The following is a 17,885-nucleotide window of genomic DNA, read 5'->3' as shown; positions in this document are numbered from 1 at the left end:
GCGTCATCGGGGGTACCGGTGACGTGACTGCGTGATCCGTTCGCTTTTTATTCGCTGTCTGGGCCGCGCAGGTTTTCAAATTGACTCATGCCGTCGGGAATCAGATTGCGCACGATGGCCGCAAAGTCGGCGTGCACCAGATTCTTGGCCCGGTTCAACAGCACCGGCAGCGGGCTGGAGGGCTCATGACGGGTGTAGTAAGCAAGAATCCGGTCCAGGCTGCGCAGCACGTCGTCGCGGTTGTTGATTTCACCGCTGACGGTGCTGGTGCCGGTGTTGCGCGGTGCGCTTGGCGCGCTGGCATATTCAGCTGTCGCGGCGCTGTCGTCGCTGACGGGATCGGACAGGGCGCTGTCGCCACTCTGTGGGGCGAACTGACCGAGAATCTGCAAGGCCATCTTGAGCGGTTGCTTCAACGGGCCAAGGTCCACGCCTTGGGCAGAACCGACCTGGTCGCTGACCTGCTGCTCGATGGCTTCGGCGGCGCTGCGGGCTTCCAGCAGGGCGGCACGGGTGATCTCCAACTGCTCGGGATCGCTGTCGAGCAAGGCCCCGGCGAGTTGTTCGGCGCCGAGGTTTTCATCCGGGAAACTTTGCAGGCCGCTGGCATTGGCGGCGGCGCGCAGCCTGACGGCGCCGAAGGTCCGGGAACGGGCCAGGATGCTTTCGCGCAGCAGGCGAATGGTGACATCGGACGTCAGGCCCGCGAGGGCATTGATGCGCACGGTGGGGTCGTTGTCGTCATCGGCGTCCAGGCGCGGGTGCAGCTCGGCCCAGTATTGCTTGAGCAATTCGCTGATCAGCGTCAGCACACGGGCCAGGCCCGGAATGCCTTCAAGGGCCAAGGAGCTTTGCAACAGGAAATGGGTGATGCGCAGGTCTTTGCTGCGTTGCAGCAGGTCCAGGCTTTGCTGCTGGATGCTGCGCCACTCAGGCGGTTCGGCAGGCAAAATCGAATCGCCCATGCTGCGTTCGGGCTGGCCCCGGGAATCGCGTTCCAGGCGCAAGAAATCCGCGTCATATTCCAAATCTTCACCGCACGGCGAGGTCGCGGATACGGCGGCGAGCAGCAAAGGCACATCCACTTGGATCGATCTCCCTATCGCCCGCTGAAGAAGTCGGGCAGTTCACACGCAAGTTTCGGATGAAACTTCGCATGTTCCTTGAAGGTAATGGCCTTATAGATGCGTGATGATCTTAAAGTGCCATCATTTATATTCAAGAAGTTGTGCATTTTTGGTGTAGTACTTATCGCTTGTCAAGGTAAGCTATTTCGACCGTGTGACAGTTGTGAGGTGCTTAACAACCCGCGCGACCCGTAGGTCGAAGCAGGCACAGACGCAGGTTTTTTGTCACGCGAGAAGGTTAAAATCCGTATGGATGCTGGCAAAAAGCCGGTTTCACGGTTGTTACAAAGTTTGATGGCGAGTCGCCAGGGTGAAAATCCCTTCACTGCCCGCACGCGATGACGCGACAAGAAGTATTCAGCAAGGAGGCGAGATGCCGCTGTGTTTGACTATCACTAGTTATCACAAGATTACCCCAGGCCAGTGTTCTGAAAAGTCCATGAACCAGGGGGTGATGGCAATTGGCCGCAATTCCGATAATGACTGGGTATTGCCGGATCCTGAGCGTCTGGTTTCCGGCAAACATTGCGTTATCCAATACAAGGACGGGCGCTATTACTTAACCGATAACAGCACCAATGGTGTGGAATTGGTCAAGGCTGGTATTCGCCTGCGCAAGGGCAACAGCGAGCCGCTGCAAGATGGTGAAGTGATCCGCATCGGTGACTATGAAATCCAGGCACGCGTCGATTTCAACCTGCCGGTCACCGACAGCAACCCGTTCGCCGAAGCGCCCAGCAGCTTCGAGGCGTTGATGGGGCACCAAAGCGCTGCCGTGAATACACCATCGTCGATCCCGGTGGCCCCGCCGGCGCATTTCCAGGGCGTGTCGTCCATGGACACCCTGCCGGACCTGTTCGACTTCCTGACCCCGACCAGCGTCCCGCCGGCTGCCCAGCCTGACCATGTGCCGGCCGAGCAGCACAATTTCCGCCCGCCGACGCCAATTGCCCGGCCGAGCCCGCCGCCGGTGGTTGAGCCGGTGATACCACCGTCCGCTTCGGTGATCCCGGACGACTGGGACCCCTTCAGCGACAAGCCTGCACCGGTGGCCGTTGCTCCGCTGCCCGTGGCCCCGCCGTCGGTGCCGCTACCGCCGGTGGTCGAGCCGGTTGCAACGCCTATTGCGCAGGCTCCGCTCGTCGACATCTTTGCTGAAATCAGTGCACCGCCGCCGGCGCCGGTGCGGGAAGCGCCGGTGACCCGCGTCGAGCCCCCGGTCGCTCCAGTCGCTCCAGTTGCACCTGTTGCTGCGGTCGAAACCGCCCAGCCCGATCTGCTGCAAGCCTTCCTGCGCGGCGCCGGGCTCGATCAGTTGCGCCTGGACAAGGCCCAGGCCGAAGCGCAGATGGAAAGCATCGGGCGCAGTTATCGGCTGATGGTCGAGGGCCTGATCGATGTCTTGCGCGCTCGTAGCAGCCTCAAGGGTGAGTTCCGCATTCAGCAGACAATGATTCAACCGGTGGAAAACAATCCACTGAAGTTCGCGCCCAACGTCGACGAAGCGCTGCTCTTGCTATTGCGCCACGGCAATCAGGCGTTCATGGCGCCGGACGCGGCGGTGCGTGACAGTTTCGACGATCTACGTGCCCACCAATTGGCCGTGATGGCCGGCGTGGAAGCGGCGATCAAACATCTGCTGGCGCGCTTCGAGCCGGCACAATTGGAAGAGCGCATGGGCAAACCCGGCGGGTTGTCGGGGATTTTCAGTGGTTCGCGACAGGCCCAGTACTGGCAGCAATTCACCGAGCTCTACGGCAACATTTCCCGTGAGGCCCAGGAGGATTTCCAGGACCTGTTCGGTCGTGAATTCAGTCGCGCCTACGAAGAACACAGCACACGACAGCGACGCCGTTGAGCGTCGCTGTCCTATAACAATACTGATAAGCCAACAACGGATAGCTCAAACGTCATTGAGGACGCAGGATGATTCCCAGGTTTTTACTCGCAGTCGCCACCGCGCTTCTGCTGACGGCGTGCGCCAAGGATGCGGCCCAACCCCAGCCCGAAGAAGCTGAGGCCGACACCGCCGCCATCGAGCTGCACTTTCATGCCATTGCCGGGCTCAACCCCGGTGCCACCGGCCAACCGGCCCCGGTCCGGGTGCGTATTTTCGAGTTGAAAAATGCCGCCACTTTCGGCCGCTCCGACTACTTCGCCCTGGCCGAACGCGCCCAGGCAACGCTGGGCGCCGACCTGATCGACCAGGACGAGGTGCTGATCCAACCCGGCCAGCAGTTGAGCCTGCAACGCGACCTCGACCCGGCCACGCGGCATATCGGAATACTGGTGGGCTATCGCGAGTTGGATCAGTCGCTGTGGCGCACGGTGATGAATGTCCCGGCGCGCGAATACACCGAATACCAGATCAGCCTCGACGTGCGCGCCGTGCGCAGCGCCGTCGTCGTTCCCCCATCCAGCCCTGCCCAATAAGCAATCGGAGCCCCCATGTCCTGGAATAATCGCGTGGTCTGGTCGGAAGGCATGTTCATTGGAACGCAGCACTTCCAGCAGCACGACCGTTACCTGGAAAACCTCATTGACGCTCGCAGCCGCCCGTTGTCGGCCGGCGCCTGGGGTTTTTCCGAATTGCTGATCGACCAGGGCCTGCTGGCCCAGGGCAAGCTGGCGATTATCTCGGCGCGCGGCCTGCTGCCGGACGGCACGCCGTTCAACATTCCCCAGGATGACCTGGCGCCCACACCGCTGAACGTCGACGACAACCTGCGCGATGGCCTGGTGTACCTGGCCTTGCCGCTCAAGCGTGCCGGCGCCCGTGACACCGTGGATGAAGGCGAAGCCCTGGGCGCGGCGCGCTACGTCAGCCAGGTGAGCGAAGTGCGCGACGACAACGCACCGTTCGAAAACCGTGCGCCGGTGGCCCTGGGCTCCCGGGCGTTGCGCCTTTTGACCGCTCAGGATGGCATCGGTGACTACGCCGCCGTCGGTGTGGTGCGCATCAAGGAAAAACGTGCCGACCGCGCCCTGGTGCTCGACGACAGCTACATCCCGCCGCTGCTGGACGTGATCGCTTCCAAACCGTTGGCGGCGTTTCGCAGCGAACTGCTGGGCCTGCTCCATCAACGCGGCGAAGCCCTCGCCGGGCGGGTGGTGGCTTCCGGTGCCGGTGGTGCTTCGGAGATCGCTGATTTCATGCTGCTGCAACTGGTCAACCGCGCTCAACCGCTGATCCAGCACCTGAGCCAGTTGAGCCCTTTGCACCCCGAACGGTTCTACAGCGAGCTGGTGAGCCTGGCCGGCGAGTTCTCCACGTTCACCGCTTCCGGGCGACGACCGCAGGAGTACCCGCAATACCAGCACGATGATCTGGCACTCAGTTACGCGCCGGTGATGCAGGCCCTGCGCGAAGCCCTGTCGATGCTGATCGACAGCAGGGCCACGCCGATTCCGATTGTCGAGAAAGCCTACGGCATCCACGTGGCGATGCTGGCCGACAAGACCCTGCTCGACAGCGCCAGTTTCATCCTGGTGGTGCGCGCCGACGTCCCGGCCGAAACCCTGCGCGGCCGCTTCGGCCAGCAGAGCAAGGTCGGTTCGGTGGAGCACATCCGCGACCTGGTCAACCTGCAACTGCCAGGCATCGGCCTGCTGCCATTGCCAGTGGCGCCACGCCAGTTGCCGTACCACGCCGGTTCTACCTACTACGAACTCGACCGGGGCAGCGACCACTGGCAGCAACTGAGCAACTCCGGCGGCTTTGCGTTCCACATCGCCGGCCAGTTCCCAGGGCTGAACCTGGCTTTCTGGGCGATCCGAGGATAAACCGCGATGAGCAACGACGATCGTACCCAGTTCATGCCAACCCCCGGTGGCCGCGGTGGAGATCCCTTCCGCCCGGACGCTGGTCGCCCACAGCCGACGCCTGCGCCGGCACCACTGTCGATGCCGGCCGCGCCGGTCCTGACGGGCAAAGCCCAGGGCCTCAATCCCTTGGAGAGCGCCGCCGGCCCGCTGTTGGCCCTGCTGACGCGCCTGCGCAGCACCATTGCTCACCCGGCCCCGGCCAGTTTGCGCGCGCAACTGCTGGCCTACCTGCGCCAGTTCGAAGAACGCGCCGAGGCCGCCGGCGTGGTGCGCAACGAAGTGTTGCTGGCCCGCTACGCCTTGTGCACCGCCCTCGATGAAGCGGTGTTGAGCACGCCGTGGGGTGGCACCAGCGACTGGGGCAAGCAGAGCCTGTTGATCACCGTGCACAACGAAGCCTGGGGCGGCGAGAAGGTCTTCCAGCTGCTGGAGCATTGCCTGCAAAGCCCGCGTGAGCGCTTGTATCTACTGGAGCTGTTGTACCTGTGCATGTGCCTGGGTTTCGAGGGGCGCTACCGGGTGATGAACGACGGTCGCAGCCAATTGGAAGCGTTGCGTGAGCGCACCGCGGGCGTGATCCGCAGTGCCCGTGGCGACTACGAGCGTGAGCTGTCGCCGCACTGGCGCGGTGTCACGGTGGCCCGCGATCGGCTCGCGCAATTCATGCCGCCGTGGATCGCCGTGGCCATCGGCGCGGCGCTGCTGCTGGCGCTGCTGTTCGGTCTGCGTATGAAGCTGGCCTCCGATGCCGAACCGGTGTTCAAGAACATTCACTTCCTGGGTGAAATCCCGGTACAGACCATCGACCGTCCCGTGGTGCAACCGAAGGTGATCGAACGGCCACGCCTGGCCGGTTTCCTCGCCGATGAAATCAGGGCCGGCCGGATTGCGGTGGAAGACGCCGTTGACCGCTCGGTGGTGACCATCCGTGGCGATGAACTGTTCGCCTCCGGCAGCGCCAGCATCAAGGACGATTTCCAGCCGTTGATGCTGCGCATTGCCGATGCGGTGCGCAAGGTCAAGGGCCAGGTTCTGGTGACCGGCCACAGCGACAATCGACCGATCGCCACCCTCAGGTTCCCGTCCAACTGGGCCTTGTCCGAGGCGCGGGCCAGGTCGGTGCTGGAGATTCTCTCGGCCAAGACCGGCCAGCCTGAGCGCTTCAGCGCGGAAGGTCGCAGCGACACCGAGCCGCTGGCGTCCAACGCCACCACAGAGGGGCGTGCGCGCAATCGTCGGGTTGAAATCACAGTATTGGCGGAGGGGGTCGAGTGAAGGCGTTTTTCAGTTTTATGACCCGCTGGGTCATTCCGTTGCTGGGGCTGATTGCCCTGAGCCTGATCATCTGGTTCGTCGGCCCGCTGTTGGAGTGGCTGGTGCCCGAAGGCCGGCGCTGGGCATTGATCATTCTGGTGTTCGCGGTGTGGATCGCCTACCGGGTGCTACGCATCATCCAGGCTCGCCGTCAGGCCGCCGAAGTGATGCGCAGCCTGGCCGCGCAAACCCCGCCCGACCCCAGCAGCATCGCCACTGCCGAAGAGCTCGAAACCCTGCGCCAGCGCATGGACGAAGCCCTGACCCTGCTCAAGAAAGCCAAGCTGGGCGGTGATGAGCGTCGCAACCTCTACGAGTTGCCGTGGTACGTGATCATCGGCCCGCCGGGTTCGGGCAAGACCACGGCGCTGGTGAATTCCGGGCTGCATTTCCCGCTGGCCGCGCAACTGGGCGCCGGTGCGGTGCGCGGCGTGGGCGGCACGCGCAATTGTGATTGGTGGTTCACCGACCAGGCCGTCCTGCTCGACACCGCCGGCCGCTACACCACCCAGGACAGTGACGCGACCGTCGACAAGGCCGCGTGGCTGGGCTTCCTTGGCCTGCTGAAAAAACAACGGGCCCGGCGCCCGATTGACGGTGCGTTCATCGCCATCAGCCTGTCCGACCTGTTGCTGGGCAGCGACGCCGAGCGTGCCGCCCATGCCGCCGCGATTCGCTTGCGGATCCAGGAGTTGTACACCCAATTGGGCGTGCGCTTCCCGATCTACCTGATGCTCACCAAGCTCGACCTGGTGCCCGGGTTCATGGAGTATTTCGATACCCTGAGCAAGGAAGAGCGCGCCCAGGTCTGGGGCATGACCTTCGCCCTGGACGATGGCAAGAGCAACGACAGCCCGCTGGCGCACCTGCAAAGCGAATTCACCGGCCTTGAGCAACGCCTCAACGACCGCTTGGTCGAGCGCTTGCAGCAAGAGCGTGATCCGGCGCGGCGCGATCTGATCTACGGCTTCCCGCAGCAATTCGGCGCCTTGAAAGATTGCCTGCAAAGCTTCCTCGAAGGCGTGTTCAAACCCAACGCCTTCGAAGAGCGCGTGTTGCTGCGCGGTGTGTATTTCACCAGTGGCACCCAGGAAGGCAGCCCGATCGACCGCCTGATCGGTTCCATGGCCCAGAGCATGAACCTGGACCGCCAGCACCTGGCGCGCCAGACCGGCACCGGGCGCAGTTACTTCATCGAAAAACTCTTCACCGCCGTGGCCTTCGCCGAGCGCGGGCTGGTGGGCGTCGATCCGAAAGTCGAGCGTCGACGCAAGTGGATCGCCCGGGGCGTACTGGCCTCCACCGTGGTGCTGGTGTTGGTGGTCAGCACGTTGTGGTGGGTCAGCTACCGCGCCAACCAGGCCTACATCACCCAGGTCGACCAGAAGGTCGCGCCGTTGGGCCAGACCGTGCAAAACCTCAGCCCGGCCCAGCGCGATGTGCTGACGGTGCTGCCATTGCTCAATGCCGTGAAGCACTTGGCCGATGATGCGCCTGACTGGGCTGAAGGTCTGGGGCTGTACCAGGGCGACATGCTCGAAGCCGAGTCCGGCAGCGTCTATCGCAAGTTGCTGATCGCGGTGTTCGCCCCACGGCTGCTGACCCGCATCGAAGAACAGCTGCACAGCGGCGGTAATTCGGACTTCCTCTACGAGGGCTTGAAGGCCTACCTGATGCTCGCCGACAACGAGCACTACGATGCCGATTTCATCAAGGCCTGGATCGCCCTGGATTGGGACCGCAGCCTGCCGCGAGACTTGCCGGCAGAGCAACGTGCGGCCTTGACCGCGCATCTGCAATCGCTGTTCGAGCGGCGTCCACCGACTGCGCGCCTGGACCCACGCCTGATCGAAGACCTGCGCCGGCAGTTGCAACAATTGCCCGTGGCCCAGCGTGTCTACGACCGGATCAAACGCCAGAAACTGCCTGAAGGCGTACCGGATTTCCGCATCAACGAAGCCGCCGGGCGTGACGCGGCGCTGGTGTTCAGCCGCAAGAGCGGCAAGCCGTTGGGCGAGCCTTTGAGCGGCTTCTTCACCGTCAAGGGCTACCGCCAGGGCTTCCTGCTCACCAGCCTGAGCCAGACCGGCACCCTGGCCGAGGAGCAGTGGGTGCTGGGTCACGAACAGGCCGATCAGCAGAACGTCGCCAGCCTGGCCGCCGATGTGCGTCGCCTGTACTTCCAGGACTATCAGCGTCAATGGGACGCCTTGCTGGCGGATATCGACTTCGTGCCGATCACCAGCGTGGCCCAGGCCGCCGATGTGTTGCGGGTGCTTTCCGGCCCGAGCTCGCCGTTGAAGAAGCTGCTGGTGGCTGTGGCGAAGGAAACCGACCTGCAACAGGATGAACGCCTGCTGGCCGCCCAAGGTGCGCCGGTGGAGGGTGGCGTGGACAAGCTCAAGGAGCGCCTGGGCAGTTTGCTCGGCCAGGAGCAGGCGAGCTCAAACGCACCGGCGACCAGCGATGATCCGATCACCGCGCACTTCGCCGAGCTCAACAGCATCGTCAGTAAGCAAGAAGGCGAACCGGCGGCCATCGATGGCCTGCTGGCCGACATGAACGCCTTGTACGTGCAGGTCAGCGCCATGGTCGGAGCCAGCGGCGATGCCTTGCTCGGTGAAGCCAAGAACCAGGCATCGGCCGCCGCCACCCGCGTCAGCCTCAATGCTGAACGCCAGCCGCCGCTGGTGCAGGGCCTGGTCAAGTCGGTGGTCAACTCCACCACCAACAGCATGATGGGTGGGGTGCGCAATCAACTGAACGCCGCCTGGACCAGCGAAGTGGTGAACATCTACCGTCAGTCCCTGGCCGGGCGTTACCCGATGTCGCCGGGCAGTGCGCGGGACGCGACCCTGGATGACTTCGGTCAGTTCTTCGGGGTTGGCGGAGTCATGGACAATTACTTCCGCAAGTACCTGCAACCCTACGTCGACACCTCGACCCCGACCTGGCGCTGGCAGCCGGGCGCGGCGCAGAAGCTCGGCATCGCCCCAGGCGTGCTGCAGACCTTCCAGCGGGCGGCGACCATCCGCGATGCGTTCTTCCGTTCCGGCGGCACCCAGCCGATGGTGCGTTTCGAGCTCAAACCGGTGGCGATGGACTCGACCATCACCCAATTTCTGCTCGACCTCGACGGCCAACAGTTGAGCTACGACCACGGCCCGAGCCGTCCGACCGCCATGCAATGGCCCAATCCGGGCAGCATTGGCGTGGTGCGGATCTCGATCATGCCGCCTTCCTCCAGCGGTCGCTCCGGCATCACTCTGGATGGGCCATGGGCCTGGTTCCGACTGCTGGAACAATCGGACCTGACCGCCGGCAACTCGCCGGATCGCTTCAACCTGCGGCTGCGGGTCGATGGCGCCAGCGCCTCTTACGAGTTGCGCGCCAACAGCGCCTTCAACCCCTTCAAGAGCCGGGTGCTCAGCGGCTTCAGCCTGCCGGAGCGGCTATGAGTACGCCGGGCTTCTACGGAAAGTTGGCCAGCCGTGGCGATTTCGTCAGCCGTGGTTTGCCGCAGAGCTTTATCAGCCCGTGGGACTCGTGGCTGGCGGCGGGTTTGCTCGCCAGCCAGACCAGCCTCGGCGAGCGCTGGCTGGATGCCTATCTGGTCAGCCCGTTGTGGCGCTTCATGGTCGCGCCCGGGGTCTGTGGACCGGACGCCGCCGTCGGCGTGGTGATGCCGAGCATCGACCGGGTCGGCCGCTATTTTCCGCTGACCGTTGCGGTGCTGCTGGAGCCCGACGCGGACCCCGCGTCGGTGGTGGGCGGTGCGGACGACTGGTTCGAACGGGTGGAGAACCTGTTGCTGAGCACGTTGAGCGTGGAGGCCAGTTTCGAGGCCTTCGGCGCAGAACTGGAAAACCTGGGTAGCCCGCAGCATCTGCCACGCACCCCCAGCAGTCGGTTTGCCAGCCTGCATCGCTTCGATGCCACTGACCCGCAACGACGCATGTCTGCCCTGGCCGAGTCGGCCTGCGAAGGCGTCAGCCTGTGGTGGGGCCAGGGTTCGGAGCGCATCGCGCCCGGTTTGATGCGCTGCCAGGGCCTGCCGGCCGCCGCTGATTTTGCCCAATTTTTGCTCGGCCAAGAGGGTGTTGTGTAGATGCGTCCAAGTGCCGGAAAAGCATTCAAGTCTGCAAGCAAGAGCCACGTCGGCATGGTCCGCCAGGTCAACGAAGACGCCTGCCTGGACCTGCCGGAAAACGGCCTGTGGGTGGTCGCCGATGGCATGGGTGGGCACGCGGCGGGCGACTACGTCAGCAGCCTGATCGTCGACAGCCTGCGCAGCATCGCCGTGGGCCGCTCGCTGGACGAATACGTCGCGGCGCTGCAAAGCGACCTGCTGCGGGTCAACGCCGCCGTGCGGGAGGAAACCGCCAACCGTGGCGTGACCATGATGGGCAGCACCGTGGTGGTATTGGCCACCCGCGACCTGCGCGGCATGTGCCTGTGGGCCGGTGACAGTCGCTTGTATCGCCTGCGCGACGGCGTGCTCGAAGGCGTCTCTCGCGATCACAGCTACGTTCAGGACCTGCAGGACAGCGGCCTGCTCAGCGAAGCCGAAGCGCGGGTGCATCCACGGGCCAACATCGTCACCCGGGCCATTGGCGTCGAGGCGCAACTGAACCTGGCGATGGCCGAGTTGCTGTTGGTCCCCGGCGACAGCTACCTGCTGTGCAGCGACGGGCTGACCAAGACCGTCGAGGACGACGAAATCCGCGAAGTGTTGAGCCACGACGAGCCCGGCGAAATCGCCAGCAGCCTGGTGTCCCTGGGCCTGATGCGCGGCGCGCCGGACAACATCACCGTGGTTGTCGTGAAGGTGCCGTCATGAGCTTGACCCTGAACATTGTCATCCCCGGCTACGACATCGAAGGGCCGATCGGTGAAGGTGCGATGGCCAGCGTCTACCTGGCGACCCAGCGCTCCCTGGAGCGCAAGGTCGCGTTGAAAGTCATGGCGGCGGCGCTGGCCGCCGACCCGACGTTCTGCGAGCGTTTCCTGCGCGAAGGCAAGACCCTGGCGCGCTTGTCGCACCCGCACACCGTCACCATCCATGACATCGGCAATGTCGGTGAACTGTATTACATGGCGATGGAGTACCTGCCCAACGGCACGCTCAAGGAGCGCATCGCCGCCGGCCTGACGCCGGAGCAGGGCCTGATCTACATTCGCCAGATCGCTTCGGCCCTGGGTTATGCCCATGGGCTGGGCCTGGTCCACCGCGACGTCAAGCCAGCCAACATTCTGTTCCGTGCCGACGGCACGGCGGTGCTCTCGGACTTCGGCATCGCCAAGTCCCTGGACGACCGCACCCAATTCACCCAGGCCGGTTTCGCGGTCGGCACGCCCAGCTACATGAGCCCGGAACAGGCCCGTGGGCAGGACATCGATGGCCGCGCCGACCTGTACGCCCTCGGCGTGGTGCTCTACGAAATTCTTGTCGGCAAACTGCCGTATACCGGTAACGACGCACTGTCCACGGCGTTGGCGCATCTGACCGAACCACTGCCGGAATTGCCGGTGCACCATGGCCGTTACCAGGACGTGTTGCGCAAGCTGTTGGCGAAGGATCCGGCGGAGCGTTTCCCGGATGCGGCGGCGTTGCTGCGGGCGCTGGATAACCTGCCCCAAGAATCGGAAGCGACGCTGATCCGGCCGTTGCCGCTGCCTGTTTCGACGAAGTCGGCGGGCGACGACTTGGCGGGTTTGACGCCGATGTCCATCGACATTCCCACCGGACCGGCGCAACCCCAACCACAGTCCAAGCCCGTTCCGCCGCCGGTAAAACCGACGCCTCAGTCCTCGGTGTCGGAGCAGCGCAAGGGGCCGGTGTTCGCCCTCGCCGCCGTTGCGGTGGCCGTGGCGCTGGCGTTGGGTGGTGCGGGTTATTGGTGGTTGTCCGGTGATGCTGAAAAGCCCGCGAAGCCGCCGACGGCCTCGACCTCGACGGTGAAACCCCCTGAAGTTTCGCCGCCGAAGACTCCGCAAGTACCCGGGGTCAAACCGCCTGCTCAACCACCGGTAGCGACCGAGGCCGACGGCGGCCAGCGTCCGCTGTTGATGGCCGGCAAGAAAACCCTGTTCCAGCGCGTGCTCAGCAAACCGGGGGCGAAGCTCGCCGATGCGCCAGGTGCGGCACCGGGCAAGGCGCTGCCGGCGTTTTCCGTACTGTACGTGTATCAGCGCAAGGACGTCGACGGCAGTGCATGGGTGCGGGTCGGCGCCGCCACGGACGGGCGCAGCGACGGCTGGTTGCCGGCCGCCCAGGTCAGCGACTGGAAGCAAAGCCTGGTGCTCAAATTCACCGAACGTTCCGGCCGTGCGCCGGTGATGTTCCTGCGTCAGCCCGGCGAAGTGGAAAAGCTGCTGGCTAACCCTTCGGCGGCCAAGAACGTGCTGCTCAAGGCCCAGCAGAGCCCGCAAGAGGACCAGCAAGTACTGGCCCTGGAACCGGCCGCCAGCGCTGTGCCGCAAAACCAGTTCTACCTGTTGCCGATCTTCGATTCCCGCGAGAGCCTCGATGAGAACGGCCAACCGGTGCAGTTGCTGAATGTGGCGTCTATCGACCCGGGTAACACGCCAAGGGCGGCGACCAACACGCCCATCACCACCGCCAACGCCGACGCGTTCCGCACCGCCGTGGTGCTGGTGGTGGACACCACCGTGTCGATGCAGCCCTACATCGACCAGGTCCGCGATGTGGTCCACGAGCTGCAGACCCGCATCGCCGAGCGTGGCGAGTTGGACAGCGTCAGCTTCGGCATGGTGGGTTTCCGCAGCAGCATCAAGAAAACCCCCGGCCTGGAATACGTCGCCAAGACCCTGATCACCCTGGAACAGGGCCGCGACCCGCAACGCTTCATGGAGTTGGCGCGGCAGGTCAAGGCGTCCACGGTATCGAGCCATTCGTTCAACGAAGATGCGTTTGCCGGGGTCATGGAAGCCGTCGAAGGCATGGACTGGTCCGGTTACGGCGGGCGCTTGATCCTGTTGGTCACCGACGCTGGCGCCTTGCGCAAGAACGATCCGTTTGCCGCCACGCAAATGAACGAGGCCGAAGTGCGCCAGGCGGCGCTGGGCAAGCAGATCAAGATCTACGCGTTGCACCTGCTCAGCGACGCCGGCAAGAAAACCCACGGCGGTGCCCAGAGCCAATACCGCACCCTGACCGCCGACGCCAACCCGCAGATCGGTGACCTGTACATTCCGGTGCCGGGCGCCGATGTGCGCAAGTTCGGCGAGCGTGTCGACGAGATCGGCTCGGTGTTCGCCAACCTGGTGCACCAGGTGCGCAGCAACAAGCCGCAAGCCGTGCCGCTGCTGAGCGCCGCACCGAGCCTGGCCGACAAATCGGCGGCGGTCGGCTATGCCATGCACATGGACTTTTTGGGGCGTAAATCCGCCAGCCAGGCCCCGCAACTGGTCAGTGCCTGGACTGCCGACCGCGACCTGACCAATCCGGCGCTGCCGGCGTTCCAGGTCTGCGTGATGCTGACCAAGCTGCAACTCAACGACTTGCAGCAATCGCTCAAGCTGATCGTCGACGCGGCCCGCAAGACCCAGAGTTCGCCCAAGGATTTCTTCCAGGAAATCGCCAGCGCCAGCGCCTACATGAGCCGCGACCCGTCAGCCTTGCGCAAAGGCGGCAACCTGGCCGATGGCGGGATCCTCGGCGAGTACCTCGAAGGGCTGCCGTACCGCAGCAAGTCGCTGAACATGACCCAGGATTTGTGGCTGTCCTTGAGCGTGGCGGAGCAGGAAGACTTCATCGACGAGCTGGATTCGAAAATCCGTCTCTACGAGACCTTCCACAACGACTTGGCAAACTGGGTGCGTTTCGGCGATGCCGAACCGGGTGACGCCTTGTACCGCGTTCCATTGTCGACGCTGCCGTGATGCTGGACATGAGCGCAGTGCACAAAAGCCGGGGCGCCGGCAGCCAGCGCTACAGCCTGGTGATTCCACGGCTGCAATTGCGTGGCGGTGAACAACTGGCGGTGGTCGGGCCCAGTGGCTGTGGCAAGAGCACCTTGCTGGATCTGCTGGCGTTGGTACTGGCGCCGGATCAGGCCGGGCGGTTCGACTTCACGCCTGCCAATGCGCCGCTGGACATCGCCAAATTGTGGCGTGCGTCGCAACAGGGCACCTTGGCTGACCTGCGCAGTCGTCACCTGGGTTATGTTTTGCAAACCGGCGGCCTGTTGGGCTTTCTGGACGTGCGCGGCAACATCGAGTTGTCGCGAAAACTGTTGGGTTTGAAGGATGACGGCAGCGTGACGCGCCTGGCTGGGCAGTTGGATATTGCCGATCAACTGGACAAGAAACCGGCGGACTTGTCCGTCGGCCAACGCCAGCGGGTCAGCTGTGCCCGGGCCCTGGCCCATGCTCCGCGGCTGTTGTTGGCGGATGAGCCGACCGCTGCCCTCGACCCGCTGAACGCCGAGCGCGTCATGCAGTTGCTGGTGGCCCAGGCCCGCGAGCACGGTGTGTGCTGTGTGGTCGCCACCCATGACGAGGCGCTGGCCCGCGCCAGCGGTTTGCAGGTGCGCCGCATCAGTTGCCGGCGCGACGTCGATGGCGGCGTCACCGCCACCCTCGGGGAGGCTTGCTGATGCGCGGCGCGCTGGTGGCTTCCCTGGCCTGGCAGGATTACCGCAACGATGCCTGGCTGTCGGCCTGTTCGGTGCTGGCCCTGGTGGCGGTGGTGGCGCCGTTGCTGGTGTTGTTCGGCCTGAAGTTCGGCCTGGTCAGCAGCCTCACCGAACGCCTGCAGAACGACCCGGCGACCCGGGAAATCATCCCCTTGGGCGGCGGTCGCTTCAGCGCCGGATTCATCGAACAATTGGCCCTGCGCAGTGACGTGGCCTTCGCTTTGCCGCGCACCCGGCAAATCGCCGCGACCGCTGATTTGAGCGGCGACGCTTCGGCTGTCACCGTGGAAATGATCCCCACCGCCGCGGGCGATCCGTTGCTCGAGCGCTTGCCGTTGCCTCAGGGGTTGGACCAAGTGGTGCTCAGCCAGACCGCCGCGGAAAAACTCGGCGCCAAGTCTGGCGATTGGTTGCAGGCCAGTTTCGGTCGGCAGGTAGCCGGTCGCAGTGAGGCGCAGCGCACCCGCGTGCAGGTGCTGCACGTGCTGCCGCTGGAAGCCTTCGCCCGGGACGGCTTGTTCGCACCGCTGGCGCTGTTGGAGGCGGCAGAGGATTACCGCGACGGCCGCGCTGTGCCGGCGTTCAACTGGCCGGGCGATGCGGTGGGCGTGAGCGGGCAACGGGTCTATCCGGCGTTTCGTCTGTACGCCCGCAGCCTCGACGATGTGGAGCCGCTGCGCCAGTATTTCGCAGCGCAGAACCTGCTGGTGTCGACTCAGGCCCAGACCATCGCACAAGTGCAATCGTTGAGCCGCAATCTGTCGATCGTGTTCTGGATCATCGCCGGGTTGGCGTTGGCCGGGGCCTTCGCGGCGATTTTTGCCGGTGCCCTGGCGGCGGTCGAGCGTAAGCGTCGAGAGCTGTCGGTGCTGCGCCTGCTGGGGGTTTCCACGGCGGCGCTGTTGTTGTTTGTGGTGTTGCAGGCGCTCTACAGTGCCACCTTTGCGGCCCTGTTGAGTGCCGGGCTGTATGGCCTGGCGCAGTCGGGTCTCAATCATTTATTTGCGCAGTCGCCAGGCGAGTACGCCAGCCATCTGCTGGCGCGTCACTACACCTTGGCCCTGCTGGCCGTGCTCGGCGTCAGCGCCGTGGCGGCGGCGTGTGGCGGTTGGCGGGTGGCGCGCATCCAGGCGTGTGAAGGAATTCGCGATGTATAAGTTATTGGGCGCCGCCGTGGCGCTGAGCCTGGCCAGCATGGTCTGGGCCGATGAAGGCAGCGACAAGCTCGACAACCCCAAGCCGTTGCCCGATGACGTCAGCCTGCCGCTGCCGTGCGAAGGGCAGATGGTGTTCCGTTACGTCTACATCCTCGCCCAGGGCACCCTGGACGACCGTGAAATCAGCCTCGGTTATCCGTTCAGCGAAGGCGAGGCCGGTTACCAGCAGTCGTTCATTTCCGGTTACCGGCGCGACTTCATCAACGGCCAGTTCACCCTCAAGGATCTGCCCAAGGACTGGAACAAAACCATCACGCCGGTGATGCCCAAGACCGACGCCAAGACGCCGCTCAAGCCGATGCTGTACTTCATCGGCAAGTACGAGGTTACGGCCCGGCAATACGCCCAGGTCATGGCCCAGGCGCAATCGCTGGCCAGCGGCGAAGCGGCGCCGGCCTGTGAAACCTTGCAAGCCGATTTGCCCCAAGGCGTGGCCGGGCGTTTGCCCAAGGTGAAACTGTCGAAGTTCGAAGCTGAGCGTTTCTCGGCGGTGTACAGCGCTTGGCTGATGAAGTACCACAAGGACCTGCTGCCGGTGAGCGGTCGCGGCACCTCCGCCGAAGACGGTGGGCTGGGTTTTGTGCGCTTGCCGACGGAAGTGGAGTGGGAATTCGCCGCCCGGGGCGGCCAGGCCGTCAGCCGCCAGGACCTGGAAGGGCGGCTCTTTCCCCGGCGCCTGGAAGGCAGTGAAAGCGACGGGCCGCTGGCCGATTGGGCGGTGTTCAACCAAGTCGCCGGCGGCACCGGCCAAGCCGCGCGGCTGATGCCCATCGGCACCAAGCTGCCGAACCCTATCGGTCTGTTCGACGTGGTCGGCAACGCCGCCGAAATGGTCCAGGAATCCTTCCAATTGGTGCATGCCGGCCGCCGCCAGGGCGCTTACGGCGGCTTCGTGGTCAAGGGCGGCAACTACCTGGAAGGCGAGGGCACGCTGTTCACCGGCATGCGCCGCGAGTACCCGTTGTTCACTGCCGACGGCACCGAGCAAAGCAATGAAACCACCGGCTTTCGCGTGGCGGTCGGGGCGTTGTCGGCGCCGCGTTCGCGCTACAAGGAATTGTTTGCCCAGTGGCAAAAAGAAGGCCGGCTGGCGTCGCTGACCGATGCTATCGACGACGCCGAAGACCCGACCAAGCGCCTGGACAGCATCATCGCCGCCAGCGTCGACCCGCGCCTGCAAGCCGAGTTGGGGTTGGTCAACGAAGAGCTCAAGCGCAACGTCTCGCTCATCGCCCAGCAGCGCGAAGAAGCGGCGGGCAACCTGATCCAGTCGTCGGCCTTGGTGGCCGAGACCGTCAACAACTACAACATTCGCCTGACCAATCTGCAGAACAGTCGGCAAGTTGCCCTGGACGCCAAGGACGAGGCCAGCGCCCAGCTGTTTGCCACGGCCATCGACAATGGTCGCAGTGCCCTGGACGGCGCGGTGGCGATTTATATCGACAACCTGGCCACCGGCACGCGTTACACCGATGCGGTGATCCAGGCGCAGTTTCAACGCATCAAGGAAGAGTTGGAGCGCAAGCCGGTACTGGGCAAGAGCCTGGTGGCGCGCGCCACGTTATTCGTTCGTCATGTCGGGGACTATCGTCAGCAAAAACGCGCCGACCCGGCGGCGATATTGAAGGAATTGCTCGCATCGAACGCTCAGCGGTCCTGAGCATTCGTTGTCAGCGAGCTTGGAAGGGACTCAGGCGGCGATGGGGCTGTGCTGAGCTGGTCAAAACTTAAAACGAGAACAC

12 protein-coding genes are annotated in these 17,885 nt (G+C 64.3%); 11 read left to right on the top strand and 1 reads right to left on the bottom strand.

The window, feature by feature from the left end; translation table 11 throughout:
- Positions 1-47: 47 nt before the first annotated feature.
- Positions 48-1,085, bottom strand: coding sequence for a type VI secretion system protein TssA (gene tssA / locus ACWNZ1_RS11365; protein WP_135847805.1), 1,038 nt, complete (start codon positions 1,083-1,085; stop codon positions 48-50).
- Between the two features lie 415 nt (positions 1,086-1,500).
- Here tssA and tagH point away from each other — a divergent pair, with 415 nt between their 5' ends.
- The 11 genes from tagH (at position 1,501) to ACWNZ1_RS11310 (ending at position 17,803) form a co-directional block, all read left to right on the top strand.
- Entirely contained in the window at positions 1,501-2,985 is a 1,485-nt protein-coding gene (gene tagH / locus ACWNZ1_RS11360) for a type VI secretion system-associated FHA domain protein TagH (RefSeq protein WP_265072501.1), read from the top strand.
- A 68-nt stretch (positions 2,986-3,053) separates the two neighbouring features.
- Positions 3,054-3,560: a type VI secretion system lipoprotein TssJ gene (tssJ, locus tag ACWNZ1_RS11355; RefSeq protein ID WP_256453927.1), complete on the top strand. Its 507-nt coding sequence runs from the start codon at positions 3,054-3,056 to the stop codon at positions 3,558-3,560.
- 15 nt (positions 3,561-3,575) lie between these two features.
- Positions 3,576-4,910, top strand: a complete 1,335-nt coding sequence (tssK, locus tag ACWNZ1_RS11350; RefSeq protein WP_135847802.1) for a type VI secretion system baseplate subunit TssK — start codon at positions 3,576-3,578, stop codon at positions 4,908-4,910.
- 6 nt (positions 4,911-4,916) lie between these two features.
- The gene (locus tag ACWNZ1_RS11345) at positions 4,917-6,227 is read left to right on the top strand and encodes a DotU family type VI secretion system protein (protein ID WP_135847801.1); all 1,311 of its coding nucleotides are present in this window, start codon (positions 4,917-4,919) and stop codon (positions 6,225-6,227) included.
- Positions 6,224-9,724, top strand: coding sequence for a type VI secretion system membrane subunit TssM (tssM, locus tag ACWNZ1_RS11340; RefSeq protein ID WP_135847800.1), 3,501 nt, complete (start codon positions 6,224-6,226; stop codon positions 9,722-9,724). Before ACWNZ1_RS11345 ends, tssM begins: the two co-directional genes overlap by 4 nt.
- Complete coding sequence (gene tagF, locus ACWNZ1_RS11335) at positions 9,721-10,374, top strand: type VI secretion system-associated protein TagF (protein WP_456027632.1); 654 nt, start codon at positions 9,721-9,723, stop codon at positions 10,372-10,374. Before tssM ends, tagF begins: the two co-directional genes overlap by 4 nt.
- Positions 10,375-11,106: a PP2C family protein-serine/threonine phosphatase gene (locus ACWNZ1_RS11330; RefSeq protein ID WP_135847798.1), complete on the top strand. Its 732-nt coding sequence runs from the start codon at positions 10,375-10,377 to the stop codon at positions 11,104-11,106.
- Positions 11,103-14,171 carry a serine/threonine-protein kinase gene (locus ACWNZ1_RS11325; protein ID WP_320109828.1) on the top strand — a complete coding sequence of 1,023 codons (3,069 nt, stop codon included), beginning with the start codon at positions 11,103-11,105 and terminating at the stop codon, positions 14,169-14,171. Before ACWNZ1_RS11330 ends, ACWNZ1_RS11325 begins: the two co-directional genes overlap by 4 nt.
- Entirely contained in the window at positions 14,171-14,887 is a 717-nt protein-coding gene (locus ACWNZ1_RS11320) for an ABC transporter ATP-binding protein (protein WP_135847796.1), read from the top strand. The genes ACWNZ1_RS11325 and ACWNZ1_RS11320 overlap by 1 nt, the downstream gene beginning before the upstream one ends.
- Positions 14,887-16,083: an ABC transporter permease gene (locus tag ACWNZ1_RS11315; protein WP_135847795.1), complete on the top strand. Its 1,197-nt coding sequence runs from the start codon at positions 14,887-14,889 to the stop codon at positions 16,081-16,083. Before ACWNZ1_RS11320 ends, ACWNZ1_RS11315 begins: the two co-directional genes overlap by 1 nt.
- Positions 16,076-17,803 (top strand): formylglycine-generating enzyme family protein, encoded by a 1,728-nt coding sequence (locus ACWNZ1_RS11310; protein WP_425343021.1) that lies wholly within the window; start codon positions 16,076-16,078, stop codon positions 17,801-17,803. Before ACWNZ1_RS11315 ends, ACWNZ1_RS11310 begins: the two co-directional genes overlap by 8 nt.
- Positions 17,804-17,885: the final 82 nt, after the last annotated feature.

The sequence above is a fragment of the Pseudomonas sp. CFBP 5748 genome (assembly GCF_053850495.1).
This window is presented reverse-complemented; position numbering and strand designations above follow the sequence as displayed.